Source organism: Finegoldia dalianensis, from assembly GCF_046255015.1.
Taxonomy (GTDB): domain Bacteria; phylum Bacillota; class Clostridia; order Tissierellales; family Peptoniphilaceae; genus Finegoldia; species Finegoldia magna.
In genome coordinates this window covers 72,413-90,214 of the sequence record NZ_JBDLBQ010000007.1, presented here as the reverse complement: position 1 = coordinate 90,214, position 17,802 = coordinate 72,413, and the positions used below count along the sequence as shown (strand labels likewise).

The 17,802-nt window shown below is 29.7% G+C and carries 27 protein-coding genes; all 27 read right to left on the bottom strand.

Annotated features, from left to right (window positions below; translation table 11 throughout):
• Positions 1-1,204 precede the first annotated feature (1,204 nt).
• Positions 1,205-2,437: an RNA-guided endonuclease IscB gene (gene iscB / locus ABDJ34_RS08440; protein ID WP_412702063.1), complete on the bottom strand. Its 1,233-nt coding sequence runs from the start codon at positions 2,435-2,437 to the stop codon at positions 1,205-1,207.
• Between the two features lie 252 nt (positions 2,438-2,689).
• Positions 2,690-2,989 (bottom strand): hypothetical protein, encoded by a 300-nt coding sequence (locus ABDJ34_RS08435; protein ID WP_412702062.1) that lies wholly within the window; start codon positions 2,987-2,989, stop codon positions 2,690-2,692.
• Positions 2,990-3,148: 159 nt separating this feature from the next.
• Positions 3,149-3,370 (bottom strand): hypothetical protein, encoded by a 222-nt coding sequence (locus ABDJ34_RS08430; RefSeq protein ID WP_412412206.1) that lies wholly within the window; start codon positions 3,368-3,370, stop codon positions 3,149-3,151.
• Positions 3,371-3,526: 156 nt separating this feature from the next.
• Positions 3,527-3,934, bottom strand: a complete 408-nt coding sequence (locus ABDJ34_RS08425) for a hypothetical protein (protein ID WP_412702061.1) — start codon at positions 3,932-3,934, stop codon at positions 3,527-3,529.
• A 151-nt stretch (positions 3,935-4,085) separates the two neighbouring features.
• Complete coding sequence (locus tag ABDJ34_RS08420) at positions 4,086-4,460, bottom strand: hypothetical protein (protein ID WP_412702060.1); 375 nt, start codon at positions 4,458-4,460, stop codon at positions 4,086-4,088.
• A gap of 109 nt (positions 4,461-4,569) precedes the next feature.
• A complete protein-coding gene (locus ABDJ34_RS08415) occupies positions 4,570-4,953 on the bottom strand; it encodes a hypothetical protein (RefSeq protein WP_412702059.1) in 384 nt (127 codons plus the stop codon).
• A gap of 162 nt (positions 4,954-5,115) precedes the next feature.
• A complete protein-coding gene (locus tag ABDJ34_RS08410) occupies positions 5,116-5,301 on the bottom strand; it encodes a hypothetical protein (RefSeq protein ID WP_412702058.1) in 186 nt (61 codons plus the stop codon).
• A gap of 136 nt (positions 5,302-5,437) precedes the next feature.
• A complete protein-coding gene (locus ABDJ34_RS08405; RefSeq protein ID WP_412702057.1) occupies positions 5,438-5,953 on the bottom strand; it encodes a hypothetical protein in 516 nt (171 codons plus the stop codon).
• 137 nt (positions 5,954-6,090) lie between these two features.
• Entirely contained in the window at positions 6,091-6,543 is a 453-nt protein-coding gene (locus ABDJ34_RS08400) for a single-stranded DNA-binding protein (RefSeq protein WP_412702056.1), read from the bottom strand.
• 89 nt (positions 6,544-6,632) lie between these two features.
• Positions 6,633-6,863 carry a hypothetical protein gene (locus ABDJ34_RS08395; protein ID WP_392436250.1) on the bottom strand — a complete coding sequence of 77 codons (231 nt, stop codon included), beginning with the start codon at positions 6,861-6,863 and terminating at the stop codon, positions 6,633-6,635.
• A gap of 156 nt (positions 6,864-7,019) precedes the next feature.
• Complete coding sequence (locus ABDJ34_RS08390; protein ID WP_412702055.1) at positions 7,020-7,424, bottom strand: hypothetical protein; 405 nt, start codon at positions 7,422-7,424, stop codon at positions 7,020-7,022.
• A gap of 130 nt (positions 7,425-7,554) precedes the next feature.
• The gene (locus ABDJ34_RS08385) at positions 7,555-8,103 is read right to left on the bottom strand and encodes a hypothetical protein (protein WP_412702054.1); all 549 of its coding nucleotides are present in this window, start codon (positions 8,101-8,103) and stop codon (positions 7,555-7,557) included.
• 126 nt (positions 8,104-8,229) lie between these two features.
• Complete coding sequence (locus ABDJ34_RS08380; RefSeq protein WP_412702053.1) at positions 8,230-8,589, bottom strand: hypothetical protein; 360 nt, start codon at positions 8,587-8,589, stop codon at positions 8,230-8,232.
• A 111-nt stretch (positions 8,590-8,700) separates the two neighbouring features.
• Complete coding sequence (locus ABDJ34_RS08375; protein WP_412702052.1) at positions 8,701-9,630, bottom strand: zincin-like metallopeptidase domain-containing protein; 930 nt, start codon at positions 9,628-9,630, stop codon at positions 8,701-8,703.
• A 246-nt stretch (positions 9,631-9,876) separates the two neighbouring features.
• Positions 9,877-10,833 (bottom strand): hypothetical protein, encoded by a 957-nt coding sequence (locus tag ABDJ34_RS08370; protein WP_412702051.1) that lies wholly within the window; start codon positions 10,831-10,833, stop codon positions 9,877-9,879.
• A gap of 24 nt (positions 10,834-10,857) precedes the next feature.
• Complete coding sequence (locus tag ABDJ34_RS08365) at positions 10,858-11,355, bottom strand: JAB domain-containing protein (RefSeq protein WP_412702050.1); 498 nt, start codon at positions 11,353-11,355, stop codon at positions 10,858-10,860.
• A 141-nt stretch (positions 11,356-11,496) separates the two neighbouring features.
• Entirely contained in the window at positions 11,497-11,955 is a 459-nt protein-coding gene (locus tag ABDJ34_RS08360; RefSeq protein ID WP_412702049.1) for a hypothetical protein, read from the bottom strand.
• Positions 11,956-11,957: 2 nt separating this feature from the next.
• Complete coding sequence (locus ABDJ34_RS08355) at positions 11,958-12,164, bottom strand: hypothetical protein (RefSeq protein ID WP_412412185.1); 207 nt, start codon at positions 12,162-12,164, stop codon at positions 11,958-11,960.
• Positions 12,165-12,240: 76 nt separating this feature from the next.
• The gene (locus tag ABDJ34_RS08350; protein WP_412702048.1) at positions 12,241-12,465 is read right to left on the bottom strand and encodes a hypothetical protein; all 225 of its coding nucleotides are present in this window, start codon (positions 12,463-12,465) and stop codon (positions 12,241-12,243) included.
• An 86-nt stretch (positions 12,466-12,551) separates the two neighbouring features.
• On the bottom strand, positions 12,552-13,010 hold the full coding sequence (locus ABDJ34_RS08345; protein WP_412702047.1) for a single-stranded DNA-binding protein: 459 nt from the start codon (positions 13,008-13,010) through the stop codon (positions 12,552-12,554).
• 120 nt (positions 13,011-13,130) lie between these two features.
• Positions 13,131-14,000, bottom strand: coding sequence for a hypothetical protein (locus ABDJ34_RS08340; RefSeq protein WP_412702046.1), 870 nt, complete (start codon positions 13,998-14,000; stop codon positions 13,131-13,133).
• Positions 14,001-14,177: 177 nt separating this feature from the next.
• Complete coding sequence (locus ABDJ34_RS08335) at positions 14,178-14,606, bottom strand: hypothetical protein (protein ID WP_412702045.1); 429 nt, start codon at positions 14,604-14,606, stop codon at positions 14,178-14,180.
• Positions 14,606-15,217, bottom strand: a complete 612-nt coding sequence (locus ABDJ34_RS08330; protein WP_412702044.1) for a Panacea domain-containing protein — start codon at positions 15,215-15,217, stop codon at positions 14,606-14,608. Before ABDJ34_RS08330 ends, ABDJ34_RS08335 begins: the two co-directional genes overlap by 1 nt.
• A 107-nt stretch (positions 15,218-15,324) precedes the next feature.
• A complete protein-coding gene (locus ABDJ34_RS08325; protein WP_412702043.1) occupies positions 15,325-16,218 on the bottom strand; it encodes a hypothetical protein in 894 nt (297 codons plus the stop codon).
• Between the two features lie 144 nt (positions 16,219-16,362).
• A complete protein-coding gene (locus ABDJ34_RS08320) occupies positions 16,363-16,749 on the bottom strand; it encodes a hypothetical protein (RefSeq protein WP_412702042.1) in 387 nt (128 codons plus the stop codon).
• On the bottom strand, positions 16,739-17,038 hold the full coding sequence (locus tag ABDJ34_RS08315) for a hypothetical protein (RefSeq protein ID WP_412702041.1): 300 nt from the start codon (positions 17,036-17,038) through the stop codon (positions 16,739-16,741). Before ABDJ34_RS08315 ends, ABDJ34_RS08320 begins: the two co-directional genes overlap by 11 nt.
• 115 nt (positions 17,039-17,153) lie before the next feature.
• Positions 17,154-17,708, bottom strand: a complete 555-nt coding sequence (locus ABDJ34_RS08310; RefSeq protein WP_412702040.1) for a hypothetical protein — start codon at positions 17,706-17,708, stop codon at positions 17,154-17,156.
• Positions 17,709-17,802: the final 94 nt, after the last annotated feature.

Genomic DNA, 17,802 nt, shown 5'->3' with positions numbered 1-17,802 from the left:
AGTTCCAAAATGTCGTTTATATGATATTAAATAAAATAAAACATGAACAAAAAATAAATCAAAATACTACATTCCTCAAAATGTCGTCTGTTAAAAAACGAGTTCCAAAATGTCGTTTATACAGTATGAAATAAATCAAAAATTGAACAGAAACATAGATATAAAATCACATCACCCAAAATGTCGTCTATAAAAATAACTAGCCCAAAATGTCGCTTATATGGTGTGGAATAAATCAAATAATGAACAGTAATACAGATATAAAATTTCATTTTCCAAAATGTCGTCTTTGAAAAATATTTGTTCCAGAATGTCGTTTATATGATGTGGAATAAGGTAAATAATGAACAAAAAGCAAAACCAAAAATTATATTCCCCAAAATGTCGTCTATTGAAATTATTGATTCCAAAATGTCGCTTATACGGTATGAAAAAAATCAAATTATGAATAAAAAGCAAAGATAAAAATCACATTACCCAAAATGTCGTCTGTTAAAAAACTAGTTCCAAAATGTCGTTTATATGATATTAAATAAAATAAAACATGAACAAAAAATAAATCAAAATACTACATTACCCAAAATGTCGTCTATAAAAATAACTAGCCCAAAATGTCGCTTATATGGTGTGGAATCAATCAAATAATGAACAGTAATACAGATATAAAATTTCATTTTCCAAAATGTCGTCTTTGAAAAATATTTGTTCCAGAATGTCGTTTATATGATGTGGAATAATGTAAATAATGAACAAAAAGCAAAACCAAAAATTATATTACCCAAAATGTCGCATTATGATTTATTGATAAAAAATATTGCTGAAAAACAAATCGAAAAACCCAACAAAAACATCATCTACACCTTACATTATGGCTTAAACAATAATTGCCGTAAAAATAGTGCAAAAAAAGTCTAAAATTATAGGAAAAAACGGGAGATAAAGTATTAACCATATCCCCCAACCAATGAAATAAGAATAGCACAATAGTTATATAAACATTAACTAAGTGTTTTCTTATAATTTAGAAATATCGCAAAAGGGATTATATAAAATTTATATAACACCTTCTTGCTGTACCAAATAGAATAACCAATGAAAAGAGCAAGCATTATATAAATACTTGCTCAATAGTTGTATTAACATTTTAGAATATTTATATCATAACAACTAAACAAGGAAACCATTAGGATTTTCCAATCCTTGTTTATCTCCTTTCTACTAATACTGTTTTTCTTGGTTCTATAAACTCTAATTTCTTACACGATATAGAACCGTTATTTACTTTATTTCCAAACAAATCTCTAATATCGAATTGTCCTGAACTTCTTCTTCCAAATATAAAATATTCTTTATCTTTATATTTTACTTTATCAAATAACCTGAATCCTTTAACCATAAAAGGAGCTTGATTGTTTTTCTTAATTCCACCTTTAAGATAATTTATCTTGTGTATTTGTCTATTATGACACCTTACCTTTTTAAAATAAAAGCTTGTCTCAGATAGCTTAGCATTAAGATTATTTGCAATACAAAAAGCATCAATTTTATGTTCTTTAGGTAGGTTGTTTTCTATCCTTTTATTCTTAGTAATATATCCATAAGTCAAACTTACATCATCATATATCTCTTTTAACCTGTCAAATAAAGTCCAACGCATAATACCCATAAAAGCTGAATCTTTGAAAGATTTTCCTTTCTTAATGTTAAGTTTAATTTTTCCTTTATGATAAGCATTATGACAACTCTCACATAGAGTAATTAAGTTGTTAGGGCTATTACCTCCAGTTTGTCTTGATTCAATATGATGAACATTTAATATAGGGTCTTTGCTTTTTCCTTTGCAATGTTGACAAGTATGATTATCTCTAAACAATACATATTCTCGTATGTTCCAAAATCCTAATTGTTCACCTTGTTGATATTCAACACCTGATATATTAGGGTTTTTAATCTTTTGCATATCAAAACTTGCAACTTCGACAATAATCTTTTTGATTGGAATAATACTACATACATCAGATATTATCTTTAAGTGACTATCAACCTTATGTTTAACACTAGGTGCAAGCCAACCCTTTTTCTTTGATGATACTCTGTTGTTAAAACGTGCTTTTCTGTGTCTTAGTCTATTTCTTCTAGTTCTCCTGCACTCACGTCTTGACGATAGTTTCTTAACTATATCATTACGAAGTTCATACTCTGCTGAAAATATTTCTTTGTCTGTAGTTGAAGCAGATAAACCTATATGTTTAGATCCAGAATCAACTCCCAAAGTTATATTTTGAACATTATTATCTGTTCTATACAGTAGTTTTATTGTGAATGGTGTTCTTTTTACTACCTTAGCTTTCTTATCCCTTAATAGCCTTCTTACCTTACCAAACCTTGTGGTTGGCATTAAGGGTTTATTATCAATATTTAAGACATATACAACCATAAGGTCTCCTTTCTTGAATCTTATGTTTAAAGCTATAAGCCAGCACATAAGAGCTGTAATGTTGCCTTCGACAATGTTATCTTGTAGTTTTATATATGCAACACCGACCACAACCCTTCGGTCTTTTAATCACATATCTTAGAGCAAGGAACTAGGCAAAACATTCCTTGGTAACTATATATTTACAAGTAACGTAGCACATAAGTGCTTAGTCTAATCAACTAGGACTGTCTGTTAAGACAAGCCCCGACTTTAGTCGTGGGGTAGTTGACCTTCTTCTAAGCCATAACGCTCGGTATAATCGATAACTGTATCGATGTTATCAGTTTGTAGAATATATAATTCATCCTCCCAACAGTTTATAGGAACATAATATAAGACTGTATATTTTCTAGGTTTTCTTCTTTTACACACTTTAAGATTTTCGGTATTGATAATATAAAAATCACTCATACAACCATTTGCACAATATACTTCATAATCATTTTTATAAACGTAATCTAATAGTCTGTCAACTTCTTCTGAACTAACTCTTGCTGAAAAATCCTTCATTGTTTATTTCTCCTTTATTTCTTTGTTATGTATGTAATATAGCGACAAATCAAGCAGCAGTAACTAGATATTATTTCTGCTGCTGTACCCTATTTTAGGAGGGAAGATAGAACAAGGTTTATATAAATCCTTGTCCTATCTTAATTAACATTTTTAAATTTAAATATCAGTAATATTAATAAGGTCTTTTTCTGCTTTTTCTAATTTCGCTTTTAACTCATCTATTTCTTCGCTTAATTCAATTGCTTCTCCAAATGAATCCGAATAGTATCTATCAAGTTCTTTTTCTTTTATTTCGTTCTTTAATTCTTTGATTTTTCTTAGTGTATTATCTACTACTATTTCTAATTCCTTTACAGGTTTTGTTAAGTTGTCTATCATTGTCTTCTCTCCTTTATTTGTTGTTTTGTTATGTATGTAATATATCGGTATAACGGGTAACCAAGACATATTAATTTTTCTGATCCTTGTACCATCATATAGGAGGGAAGATAAAGCTAGGATATAATAATCCCAACCCTATCTTAACTAAAATTTTTATATATCTTTTACTAATTCATTTAAAATAAATGATACAATCTCTATATTATATTCGTCTAATTCACTATAAGAATAAAGACATTCACCCATGAAATTAGAAACAAAAATTCGAACATTATCTTGTATTTCAATATCATTGTGATTATCTTCTTCGATATATATTCGTGTAAGTGGTTTTAAATGATTATCATGTTTTTCTTCATCATAATATTCACCGAAATCATATTCTAAATAGATTTCATAATATTCTCCATTAAACAAAAGCCTATCTATTAAAGTTTTTTTAATTTTACTATAATCATTGTTTAAAGTTTTATGAATTAATCTCACAACCTCTTCTTGAAGATTTAATATATCTTGTTTTATTATGCTATTCATTATTGATTTTTCTATTCTAGTTATCATTGTTTTCTCTCCTTTATCTTTTTCTTATGTATGTAATATATCGACAATATCATAAACCTTTAGTATTTATCCTATCTTGTATTTGTACCATATATAGGAGGGAAGATAGAGTTGGGTTTATTGTAACCCCGCCCTATCTTAATTAATATTTTTATAATTCTTTTACTAGTTCTTGTAAAATATTTAATATAATATCTGTATTATCGTCAGTTAATTCATCGGAAGAATAAAGTTTACCTATAACAGAATTAAAAGAAAATATTAAGCTATTATTTTGTTTTATAGACACATCAGTAAATTGTTGGATATAATCACAACCATTTGTTTCATCATAGAAGGTTTCAGGCAAACATTCTAAATAAATATCATAAGTTATACCATCATAATAAACTTCATCTATTAAAGTTTTCTCAACGTCTCGATCCTTTAAAGTTTTATAAATTAATTCAACAATCTCTTCTTGAAGATTTAATATATCTTGTTTTATTACGCTATCCTTTACTGCTTTTTCTATTCTTGTTGTCATTGTTTTTTTCTCCTTTATCTCTTTGTTATGTATGTAATATATCTGGAACAACGAAAGCCCTTGCTAATTATTTTATCCAGCCAATGTACCAATGTAGGTAGAAATAAATCTACCTACATTCGAACAATTCTTCTATATAGTCATCTAAAGTTTCTAACAACTCAAACTTATCATCTAAGCCTAAAGAATCTAAATAATATTCTAAATTTTCTATAATTTTTGTTCCTCCCCAATAACCCTCAACAACATTGTCATAAGTGTTAATATAAATATTAGGGCCACCAAAAGCTATTTGATAACACGCACCAAAGAAAGTCTTATTTAAATCTGACAAAACTTTTATATCAAATATATCGTCTGTTATAAAATAATCCTCATCATAATTTTCGCCGTCATAATCAAAAGCCTTTTCTAAATCTTGAAAAAATCCTTCAACATTATTTTTCAAAGCATCTTCTAATAATTGTTCATCTCTAGTTTTTAAATCTTCCATTGTTTCTCTCCTTTATTCGTTGTTTTCTTATGTATGTAATATATCGATATAACGTATAATCAAAACAAGTTAATTATTCTGATTATTGTACCATCGTATAGGAGGCAAGGTAGAGCAAGGGCGTAAAAAGCAGCCTCACTCTACCTTTATTTTTGTAAAATATTAACCAATGTTTATATAACCATTATTTACTGCTAGTGCTTTAAGTTGTTTTAATTCTTTTAACTTAACAAAAATTGTTAAGTCAGAAGTAAAAGTATTTTCGTTATAAGTTTTGTTATCATGATTGATAGCTACATGATATGAATTTCCGTTTTTGTTTGTATTAGTTTTGTATAAGATTGTCATTGTTTTTCTCTCCTTTATTTGTCGTTTTGTTATGTATGTAATATATCGGTATAAAGGATAATCAAAACATGTTAATTTTTCTGAACCCTGTACCTAAATAAAGAAGAGAGGGGGAAATTCCCCTCTCGTTATAAACCTATTTGAGTAATGCTTGTATATCGTCACACAATTTATCTTTTAGTGATTTTTTAAGGGTCATTAAACCTAATCTAATTTCTCGCATTTGCTTATAATCAAATTCTTCTTTAGCATAGAAATTAACATCAAAATCTTCTTCTAAACCAAGTCTAATTTCCTCCATTTGAAATTCATCAAAATTCGACTTAGCATAGATACTAATATCAACATTACCCTTTAAGCCTAATAAAATTTGTTCCATTTGACCCATACCAAATTCGGGTTTTGCATAAGCACTAACATCAATACCTTCTTCTAAACCAAATCTAATTGGATCCATTTGAGCACTATCAAATTCAGGTTTTGCGTACACACTAACATCAAGCCCTTCTTCTAATCCTAATCTTATCTGTGTCATTTGCCAACAATCAAACTCAGACTTAGCATAAATACTAACATCAACGCCATTCTCTAAACCTTTTTTGATTTCCTTTAATTGATACTCATCAAATACTGATAAATCTAATTTCGTCATAATATACTCTCCTTTATTTGTTGTTTTCTTATGTATGTAATATATCGGCATAGTAGGTAATCATAGTAAGTTAATTTTTCTGACCATGTACCAAAATAAAGAAGAGAGGGGAAAATCCCCCTCTCGTTATAAGCTTGTTAGAATGGCAAATCTTCATCAAATGCCATATCATCCATGCCAAAATCATCATCAAACGGTTGATTGTTTTGTTGGTTATTTGCTGGTTGATAACCTTGATTGTTGCTTTGTTGGTTATTGCTATCAATGAAATCAAATTGTTCAACAACAACATCAGTTGTATAAACTGTTTGACCTTGTTTGTTTTGATAAGAACCTGTTTGCAATCTTCCAGATAATGACACCCTCATACCCTTTGATACATATTGGGCTATAGTTTCAGCTTGTTTGCCAAAAGCAATACAACTAATGAAATCAGCTGTAGGTTGATTATTAGCCTCAGCTTGTTGTCTTTTATCCTTAGTTAATCTTCTGTTAATAGCTACAGTGAATCTACCAATAGCCATTTGTGATTGAGTGTATCTCAATTCTACATCCCTTGTTAATCTTCCCATTAAAACTACATTATTCATAATTTACACTCCTTTATTTTTTATTTTTCTTATGCATGAATTTATAAAACGTTCCAGAAAGAAGGCTAAGTTGTTAGCTTAGCAAATCTTTATAATTGGTCTAGTATCTTTTCAACTATCTCTGGATTTACGACATCTTCCCATATTAGGAAACCTTCTGTTGAATAACCATCATAAATTAATTCATCATTATCTTTGATTTTTACATTTGTTGCGTTTATTATTTGTATACCTTGGCCACCAGTTAATATAAAATCTTCATTTTCTTTCCTTGTTACATCATATGTTTTCCCGTTTACTGTTATTTTAAGCTCTTCCATTGTTTACTCTCCTTTATTTGTTGTTTTCTTATGTATGTAATATATCGGTATAATGTGTAATCCAAACAAGTTAATCATTCCGATCTTAGTACCAAACATTATAAAAAAATGGAGCAAATTTTTACAACTTGCTCCAAAATTTACATAACTATTTTTCTAATATTCTCTAATAAGGCCTCCAAAAGCATTTCTAAAACCAATTGACCCAAATTCTGAAAACTCTGGACAATCAAGATTGTATACATAACAATTAGAAATTCCGTTTTCTAAATCTTCAACATCCAAATTCCATTCGTCAACATCATCTGATACATAAAACAAAGCTTGTACTTTACCAAACTCTGTATTGTTTTCTATAATGCTATAAACAACAGCGTTATATTTTTCTTCGAACTCTTGAACTCTTTTTTCATCGTCATTGTCAATCCAATATAAACCACCTCTTATTGACTTTGAAATCGTACCCTCTTCTTTAAATTCTCTTATAGTTTCGGTATAAATCTTTATAAGGCTCATTCTTTTTATAGCCTCATTTATTTGCAATTGTTTTAAATCTTCCATTGTTTCTCTCCTTTATTTGTTGTTTTCTTATGTATGTAATATATCGGTATAACGGGTAATCAAGACAAGTTAATTTTTCTGATCCTTGTACCAAAAAGGACAGACAATATTATTTGCCTGCCCTACAAAATTAATTCAATGTTAACATATAAGATTTAACTACTTCTTCTTGTTCTATAACCTCACCGTTTTTTAAATAATCTATAAAAACATCACGAATCATGTCACAAATATTATCAAACGCTTTTACAAGCTCTACTCTATCTTTTAGTTCGTCATCAGACCAATCCTCGAAGTAATCTTTATCTGAACTGTCGATTGCACGCCCTGGATAAACTACAACATCACCATCGACTTTTTCTCCATAATATAGTACCAGATATCCACCAGAACGACCGTTGAAGCCTATATCATACCCGTAGGTTTCTTTAAACTGAGATATAATAAAATTGAAATCATCATACATTTCACCACAAATAATTTCATCACCACAAATAATTTCATAAGCAAAATCTAAATCCTTTGAATCAAGACCTAGATTATATAACTTAACATTATTTGCGTATGAATTGCTGCGATTCCATGAGTGTAAATTATAATAACGATAATGATTAGTTAAAAATTCTATCATATTCTCTCTGCTGTTTGTGTTTACATCACATTCAAAAAATCTTTCCATTGTTTTCTCTCCTTTATTTGTTGTTTTCTTATGTATGTAATATATCGGTATAACGTGTAATCAAAACATGTTAATTTTTCTGAACCCTGTACCAAAAAGGCGAGATACTTTTCTCGCCTAAATTTCTTATACAGTTCTTCCGATTATTCTTTTTGCCTCTCTTCCAAGCTCACTCCATTTGCAATATTGATTTCTTCCACCATGCCAATCATGGTCGTGTTCCATAGTTCTAATTAGAATTTTATCTATATCAAAAAATCTGACATCACTTTGTGAAACATAAACATAATTATTTCCATCTGATAACACAGCTGAAAAACAATAATGGTTTTTATTGAACGAGTGTAAACACAAGCCATTTTCTTTTGCCATGTTTTCCAAATCGTTTTTAGAATCTTTTTCAAAGGCTTTGTAATCACTTCCTGTGCTAGAACCTGTAGAAAACGTGTGGTTTTTCCAATTATTTTTATCTCTTTTTAATATCATTGTTTCTCTCCTTTATTTGTCGTTTTGTTATGTATGTAATATATCGATAAAACAAGCAGTAGTAACTAGCTACTATTTCCCGCTGCTTGTACCAACAAGAAAAGGCTACAATTAAGCAGCCTTTTCAACCTTGGATTTAGATGTTATTAATGTAACAGCTTGGATAGCTTGTTCTACTGCTGCTGCTAACATGTCAACTTTTTTGTCATCTTCTATAAGGCTCAACCAACCTTTTATATAAATCAATGAATTGTTATATAATTTTTCATCAACATTTACATTAAAATATTTCGCAAGAATTATAGAACCTAATTCTGCAATTAATTCTTCCGTTGAATGAAGGTCATAATCCAAATCATAGTTTTCTAAATTCCTGTTTAGTCTGCTCTTGTGACCTGTTGCGTGTGTCAATTCGTGGAAAAATGTCTTTAGATAATGTTCATAACTAGAAGTTAGTTGAGATAATTTAGGCATATAAATACAATCATCATCTAGATTATAGTGTGCGGTGTTTATAGCTTGATTTTTAACCAGAACGCCGATGTTACTTGCTATTGCATTAATATCTATGTCGTTAGTTATTTCAACCTTTATGTCTTTAATTTCTTCTAAGCCTTCTATATCGTCACCGTTAAAAACTGTAAAATATTTTTTATAACTTTGTAATAAGCCCTTGCGGTCTAATTCTCTAATCAATTCAACATCATTCAATTCTTCTCTAGTTAAATTTCTTTTCAAATCTTTTCTATAAGTATTTACATAATTTAAGCAAGTACCTTTTGAGCCTTTTTTAAGTTTTAAACCTAGTTTTTTAATTTGATTAAATGTTAAGTATCTATTATCTGAATAATTAGATAACATTTGTGAAAGCATTAATATAATAATATTTTTACCAGTATATTCTTTATTAGTAGTTGGATTATGAAAACCAATAAAACCCTTATTCCAGTTATTAATATCGATATCATCATTTTCTAAAACCTTAATTAACTTTTCTGCAATATTTTTGTATTCCTTTTTATTATCAAATTTAGTAGTCATTGTTTTTCTCTCCTTTATTTGTCGTTTTGTTATGTATGTAATATAGCGGTATTGTTGAAAGTATTAGGTAAATACTTTATCCACCTAATGTACCGACAAACAAAAAAATAAAGGAGAAGGGATAAATTATCCCCTCTCCGTGTATAAATCTTTAGTTAATTCTCTATTTATCTGACTACTGGCACGACTTTAGTTGTGGGGTAGTCAGAATGTATATAAGCGAGGGATAAAACCTTCTCTTATGTCTTAGACAAACTCAAAGTTGATTCGTGATTCAAAACCAAAATACTTTCTCTGAGGATCATCTTTATCATAATTAAAACGATCAAGAAAATCATGGATACTATTGAAAACCGAATGACCCTTCTTGTTCAATATTCCCATTCCCGATAAATAGTTACTTATTATATCTAAATTATCATCTGCACAATCTATATTCAACGTATCTATTAAGGATTGTTTCATACTTTCAGCTAATTCGTAATAAGTGAAAGCACGATAATCATGCTCTTTAAAGAAAAGTCTCACATAAATACGATTACAACAAGTTCTTCTAGTTCTAACTGATATTTTCACATCAGGGTACTTATCCATAATATCTTTCTTCAAAAGTTTTGCAACATCTTTTAATTCTAATCCTCCAGCCTTTGTTGTCCTTAAAATTCTCTCTATTTCCAGCCTCTTCTCTCTCATTTGTTCATAATCTAGTTCTGGGTTGGCATAAGAACTCACATCAATCATCTTTTCTAAGCCTAATCTTATTTGTTCCATTTGGTCACGTTTAAACTCTGGTTTTGCATACCAGCTCACATCAAGCCCTTGTTTAAGCCCTACCCTAACCTGAGACATTTGTCTCCAATCAAACTCTGGTTTTGCATACCAACTAACATCAACTGTCTTACTTGATTCAAATATTTTCTCTAAACCTAATTTTATTTGTTTCATTTGTTCTGAATCAAATTCGGGCTTTGCATACCAGCTCACATCAATCTTTTGCACTAATCCAGACCTAATATAATACATTTGTCTATCACTAAACTCAGGTTTGGCATATATACTCACATCAAGCCCTCGCTCTAATCCTAACCTTATTTGTTCCATTTGTCTCCAATCAAACTCTGACCTTGCATATACACTAACATCAAGCCCTTGTTCAAGCCCTATTTTCACTTGTTCTTGTTGGCGACTGTCAAATTGTGACATATCTATTTGTTTCATAATATCCCCCTAGTTATCATAAGACAAAAACTTTCTCATACTTAAGACACTTTCCTGTTCTGGTTTTAATGAAACAATAAAACTATCCAATAATTTTATATTAAGGATTTCAGAACATTCTGATAAATTTCTATAAACCTTTATATCTTCAGCGGATGGTGTAGTATCTCCTGATGGGTGATTATGTGCAATCATAACGAAAGCGGCACCTGATATAACAGCTTTCCTGAAAACCTCCCTAGGATGAGCTAGAGACTGATTAATAGTACCTATAGAAATAAGATCAATACCTATAAGTTTCAACTTTGAATCAAACAATAAAGAAATAAATCTCTCCTTCTCGTCATTATATAACGAAAAGTAATTAATTAATAATTCTGTTAATTTTGATGAAGAATTGTTTTCTGTCTGTGTAGACTTAATAATATCATCCTTAATCAAAGCCTCTCTCCCATCATATTTCACTGGCGTTTCTTTCACAACTAATTCAATCTCTTTTAATTTCATAATCCACTCTCCCTTATTTTTATTATGTATGTAATATATCGAGATTACCAGCAGCAGTAATTGATAAACAAGCTTTTTCTGTACCTATATAAGAGAAAAAGGGATATAGCTATAAAGCCATATCCCACCAATGAAAGCATTTTATAAGTCTTCGAAAGCATTATTGAAATTATCAACAAATATTTCGAAAAATCTATCAAACGAAAGCCAAGTGTCTAAATCTTCTAGAAAGCTTTCTTTATCCTTTATAATATCGAATAAGTTATCTTTGTATATTTCTAAATCAAGCTCTTCATAATTATCTATAGATTTCGACTTAGCTTTTTCTATTTCTTCTTCTGTCGCATATTCTTCTAACTCACCTACGCTCCAGTAATCATCAAATTGCGAAACAGCTTCTGCTCTTGGATTTTTCCAAAAGCATACTTCATTTTCAGCAAATGTATTAACACAGCTTGGATATATGATTATGTTCATAAACTCAGTATCTGCAACCATATTCCAGCCCCTGTCATCAAAAACATCGTTCTTCAAAAATTCCAAAAGACCTTCTTTAAGCTCTTTTCCTTCAAACGTATATCTATTATAATCTTTAATCACTTTTACACCTCTAAAGACTTATCCAAGTCTTTGATTTTAATATGAATTTCCATGTCCTGATCGATATCAAACCAGATATTGTCGTTTTCACAGTCCATCAAATCTTTATGAAGTTTTTCATCATAATTAAAAGTGCAGTCAGCACCTTCGTCACCGCTATTGAATTTGTTTTTTTCTAAAACAATTTCTATCGCTTCTTTTAATCTCATTTTTTATCTCCTAAATTTTTAATATATTTTTGCTTATGTATATATTAACACAGGGAAGAAAAGACCTTCCCTATTGTTAATATAATATCTCAGTGAACATCAAGTTTAAAATAACCATCGTTGCAATCATACCAAAAAAAGATAAAGATATTAAAATACCATCTACTAACAGTTTAGCATTTTCAACCTCTTCTTTCTCTCTCTTTGCTCTTTTTGTACATCGTTGTTTGTAATTCAAATAGTTTTCCATTGTTTTTTCTCCTTTATTTGTTGTTTTCTTATGTATGTAATATATCGGCATAGCAGGTAATCATAGAAAGTTAATTTTTCTAATCCCTGTACCTAAATAAAGAAGAGAGGGGAAAACCCCCTCTCGTTATAAGCTTATTAGAATGGCAACTCATCATTGAAATCCATAGCATCCATGCCAAAATCATCTGGAGCTTGTTGTTGAACTCCATTTGCTTGTTGATTAGCTGGTTGATAACCTTGATTATTATTCGCTTGGTTGTTGCTATCAATGAAATCAAATTGTTCAACAACAACATCAGTTGTATAAACCGTTTGACCTTGTTTGTTTTGATAAGAACCTGTTTGTAATCTTCCAGATAATGATACCCTCATACCCTTTGACACATATTGGGCTATAGTTTCGGCTTGTTTTCCAAACGCAACACAACTGATGAAATCAGCTGTAGGTTGGTTATTAGCCTCAGCTTGTTGTCTCTTATCCTTAGTTAATCTTCTGTTAATAGCTACAGTAAATCTACCAATTGCTACTTGTGATTGAGTGTATCTCAATTCTACATCCCTTGTTAATCTTCCCATTAAAGTTACATTATTCATAATATACTCTCCTTTATTTGTTGTTTTCTTATGTATGTAATATATCGGTGTAATGTGTAATCCAAACAAGTTAATCATTCCGATCCTTGTACCTAAAAAAGGGAGAAATGAATCTCCCTCTTATGATATCGTGAAATCTTCTGACCAAAATTCTCCACCTAATCCATATACTACGTCTATATCATAACCATAATTGATTAAATCACCACTAAAATTAAATTCTTCGAAATAGTCTTTTTTAACCTCAAAACTAAATGGCTTTTCTAATTCTATTTCTAAACAACTTCCGCCACCACAAACTGCATCATATAATCCTAATGTTGTGTTTTCATCAACGCTAATCTTTTTACCTGTATTATAAACATCGAAAAATTCGTTTAAATTCATTCTTGTTAGAACGGTTAACATACATCTATCAGAACTTAAGTCTTTCAATTCTTCTATAAATGATTTTAAAAATTTGCTATTTTCTATAAGTGAATCATTTCTCAAATCTTCTAACTTATATCCTTGTGATGAAAAAAGCTCTGTAAGTATTGGACTAATAGGTTCATTAACTCTATCTTCTTCATCTTCGAAAATATCAGCAAGATTATAATAAAGTTGGCTACCTTCAGAATTAAGGTTATCTTGTTGACTTGGGAAGAAATAAGCGTTTAATGAAGTGCTATTTAACAATTCATCAATATTATAATCAACATTTTCACTCATTAAGTAATAAACTTCATCATCTGCGAAATCTTCTTCTGTGAATCCTTCAAACTCTTTTAAAGTTAATAAATAATCAATATAAGACCTTATACAATTATCATCAACACTATCGAATAGAAAATCTTCATATATTTCATCTACTAGGCTATCTTTACTGAAGTTATCTAATTTATAACTTGATAGAAAAACTCTATCTCTGTAATCTATATACACCTCTGGAACGTTACCGTTTTCTATTTCTTTTTTAACTAATTCCGTTAATTTTACTGTCTTAATCATTGCTTTACTCTCCTTTATTTGTTGTTTTCTTATGTATGTAATATAGCAAAATTAAAGGCAACAGGAACTAGTTACTATTTCCGATCACTGTACCTACAATCCAGGAAAAAAAGATAGCCCCGAGGTTATAAAGTCTCGGGGTTTGCTATGGTTATTTTTGATTTATTACACACAAAATCAATGCTTAACCTTTGGATTGTATTTTACAAAATCGCTTAGCTTTATGCTGTATTCGGTATGCTTTCCATTTTTCTTAACAATTTTAATTCTTTCTTCTATCTTTTCCCTAATATCATTTGGAATATTTCTACAAGATAGTTTGCTTATGTTTATTGTATTATCTAATTCTATTCTATATGATTTTGAACAATCTATAAAAGAATCGGCTCTCAAATTACACTTACTTTTTAGATCACCTACCAACAAAAAACATAGTGGATTCACTTTAGACCCACTATAAAACACCTTGTATTCTTTTCCTAACACTGATGATATCGAATATAGAACAATAGAATTACAATCAAAAAATCCTACAAAATGTTGATGTGCTACCAACGTTTTTGTAGGATCATTTGGATATATTAGTTTGCAAATTAGAATATCCATTATGAAAAAACCAACTCCCCGTCTATCATTTCTATAAAAGCAGGAGAATTTATACTGTTAATTGTTTGAAGTATATTTAATATGTCATCCGTTAATTCTAGGTTATCCTTGAAATAAATATATTTATTGCCATTTACTCTTTCTATTGCGATGTTATTGAAGTCATAATATTTATATATATTGTATAAATCTAGCATATACTTTTTCACATCTTGTGAAATGTTTTTGAAATCAATTAAACCTTTTTCTTCAACATCTTTCCATATATTATGAGTATGTGATTCCTCTGTTAGCTCTTTTGAAGAATAATCAGCGTATACAAAATTAATGATTTCTAATACCTGTAATGTCTTCTTATCAGTTATAGAAGGGAGACTTTTAACTAATTCAAATAGGCTATTATCTTTATATTCGTTATATATGCTTTCTATAACTGGCCCCTTTTCCCACTTTTCAAAATTATCACTCATAAGTTCTTTTCCAAAAACACTAAAATACATAAGATTTGAAAAATACAATAACTTATTTAATTTTAGATTTCCGTCAAAATTGCCTTTTAATAGATTTGGATTCTTGTTTAAAAACCACTTTGAAAAATCAATAGCTCTCATAAAAACACCTCCATTTTAGAAAAAGAGCTTCAATGACACAATCATGAAGCTCTTTCTTATTAATTCCTCTTTCTCTTAGCCTTATTATATCACACATATTGTGAAAATCAATCAAAATTATTGTACATTTGAACAAACTCTTTTGAAAACTTTATTTTAGTATCTTTGATTTTATAAAATTCTACAACATTGTTACAAAAATCTATTGAAACCCTTTTGTTATTGGCGAATGCTGTTTCTATTTTACTAATCGCTATATCTAAAACTTCTTTAGCAGTTGCAATATCCGTAGCTTTCCCTATATTCGATAAATAATAGATATATGCTAGAGAACTTCTTGCTTTTAGATAATCTATCTTAGTCTTTTTTTCCCAATCAACATAAAATATTCCAACCTTATATCTGGAAATGCCATAGAATGTATCTTTTTCTATTTTGTCACCCAAAACTTTTTTTAATGATTTTAGTAAATTTTTATTAACCTCTTGAACAATAATGTTTGCGACTTTTTCTGCGTTTTCGACCATTTCCTTTTCAGAAAATTCAATCTCATAAAGCCAATCAAAGCAATCAGAACGATCTATTATTATATCTATGCCATAACGAGAGTCTAATTCAATAAACAAATCTTGTTCAAGATAATGAATAAATCCGTTCCACAAATTCTTATTTAATGATTTTTCTCTTTTAGCTAATTCTTCTCTATCCCACTCTACACGAGATTCTTTAATATAAAGTATTGAAAAACCTTCTTCAAGAATTTGTTTGTTTTTGTTGAATTCTGAATCTTTCGCTAACCTATCTTTGATTTCCAAAATCTTTGCCAATGCTTTTTCGTTTTCTTCTTGCTGTTTTTTATCTTTTCTTATTATTTCTCTTTGCAAATATTCATAATTTAACGTTTTAACAAACGTTTCAGAATATTTTTGCCCTTTGTACTTAGACAAATTTTCTAAAAAATAATCTAACTGTTCTTTTGTGTAACTCAATGCTTCTATCATAATATAATCTCCTTTATTTGTTGTTTTCTTATGTATGTAATATATCGTTACTATCGGCAGCAGAAATAAGATACCAGATTCCTGCTGCTGTACCACCCACAAAAAAGGCTTCCAAAAATGTTTCGAAAGCCTTTATGGATAGTATTATAAATCTTCTTGTCGCACATCTATGTTGAAAATAACGTTATAATCCTCATCATTTTCATCAGACCAAACCAAAACCTCGATTGAATCACTTGATTGGTCTTGATTATCTGAAAGCCTTATGGTTGTTAAGTCCTGAATGAACTCATCATTATTATCAACTAGATACACATTGATAGCGTTGTTAATACCATCTTGAAATCTTTCTACCTCTAGTTTGAGACTATCAGAAATTTTTAAGGTCATATAAGTGTTACTACCTTTTTGCACAACGCCCGTTATCTCGTCAAATTCTATCTGTGATATTCTATCGTTTATTATTGTTTTTATATCTTGTAAAATATCAACTCTGTCTATTTTTTCTATATCTTCTTTTTTAATATTCACACCTATTTCTCCTTATATAATTAATAACTTCTTCAACATTGTTCCAATTTTTCATAAAAGTTTCAAAATCATCGAAAGATATAATCGCACCTTCTCTCTCATATTCTAGCCATAAATCGTAACTTGCCGTATTCCAAACAGTTTCAACTAGTTCGGGGCAATAGTTATTAGTTACTAAATCCTCAACCTCAAGGTCTTCCAAATTTTCTATATCCGAAAAAATCGTGACATTAGTAGCTCGTTCTTGAATGAAAATTCCGTTATCCAATAAATCCTTAATCGTTAACATAATATCCTCTCCTTTATCTCTTTGTTATATGTAATATATCGACAAATAACAATACCACTCAAAACTATTAATCTAACTGATGTACCAAAATAAAAAACAATGGAGAAGGGATAAATTATCCCCTCTCCAAAGCTGTCTCTAGTTCTAGTCTAATTTCATACATTTGCAATAAACCAAACTCTGGGTTTGCATATACACTAACATCAACACAACTTTCAAGCCCTAATCTAATCTGCTTCATTTGGTCTGTATCAAAATCTTGATTTACGTATAAGCTCACATCAACACCATTTTCAAGCCCAAGTCTAATTTCATACATTTGCTCATCATCAAACTCTGGGTCTGCATACCAGCTCACATCAACGCCGTTTTCAAGACCTAGCCTAATTTCATACATTTGAACTTCATTAAACTCTGGGTATGTATACCTGCTAACTTTGACACGACTTTCAAGACCTAGCCTAATTTCGTACATTTGCCAATTATCAAATTCCAGCTTGGCATAAGCACTCACGTCAAGCCCTTGTTCAAGCCCTAGTCTAATCTCTTGCATTTGCCAATTATCAAATTCGGGGTTGGCATAAACACCCACATCAAGCTCCTTTTCTAGCCCCAACCTAATCTGTTCCATTTGCTCATCATTGAATAGCGATAAATCTAGCTTATCCATAATATCCTCTCCTTTATCTCTTTGTTATATGTAATATATCGACAAATAACAATACCACTCAGAACTATTAATCTAACTGATGTACCAAAATAAA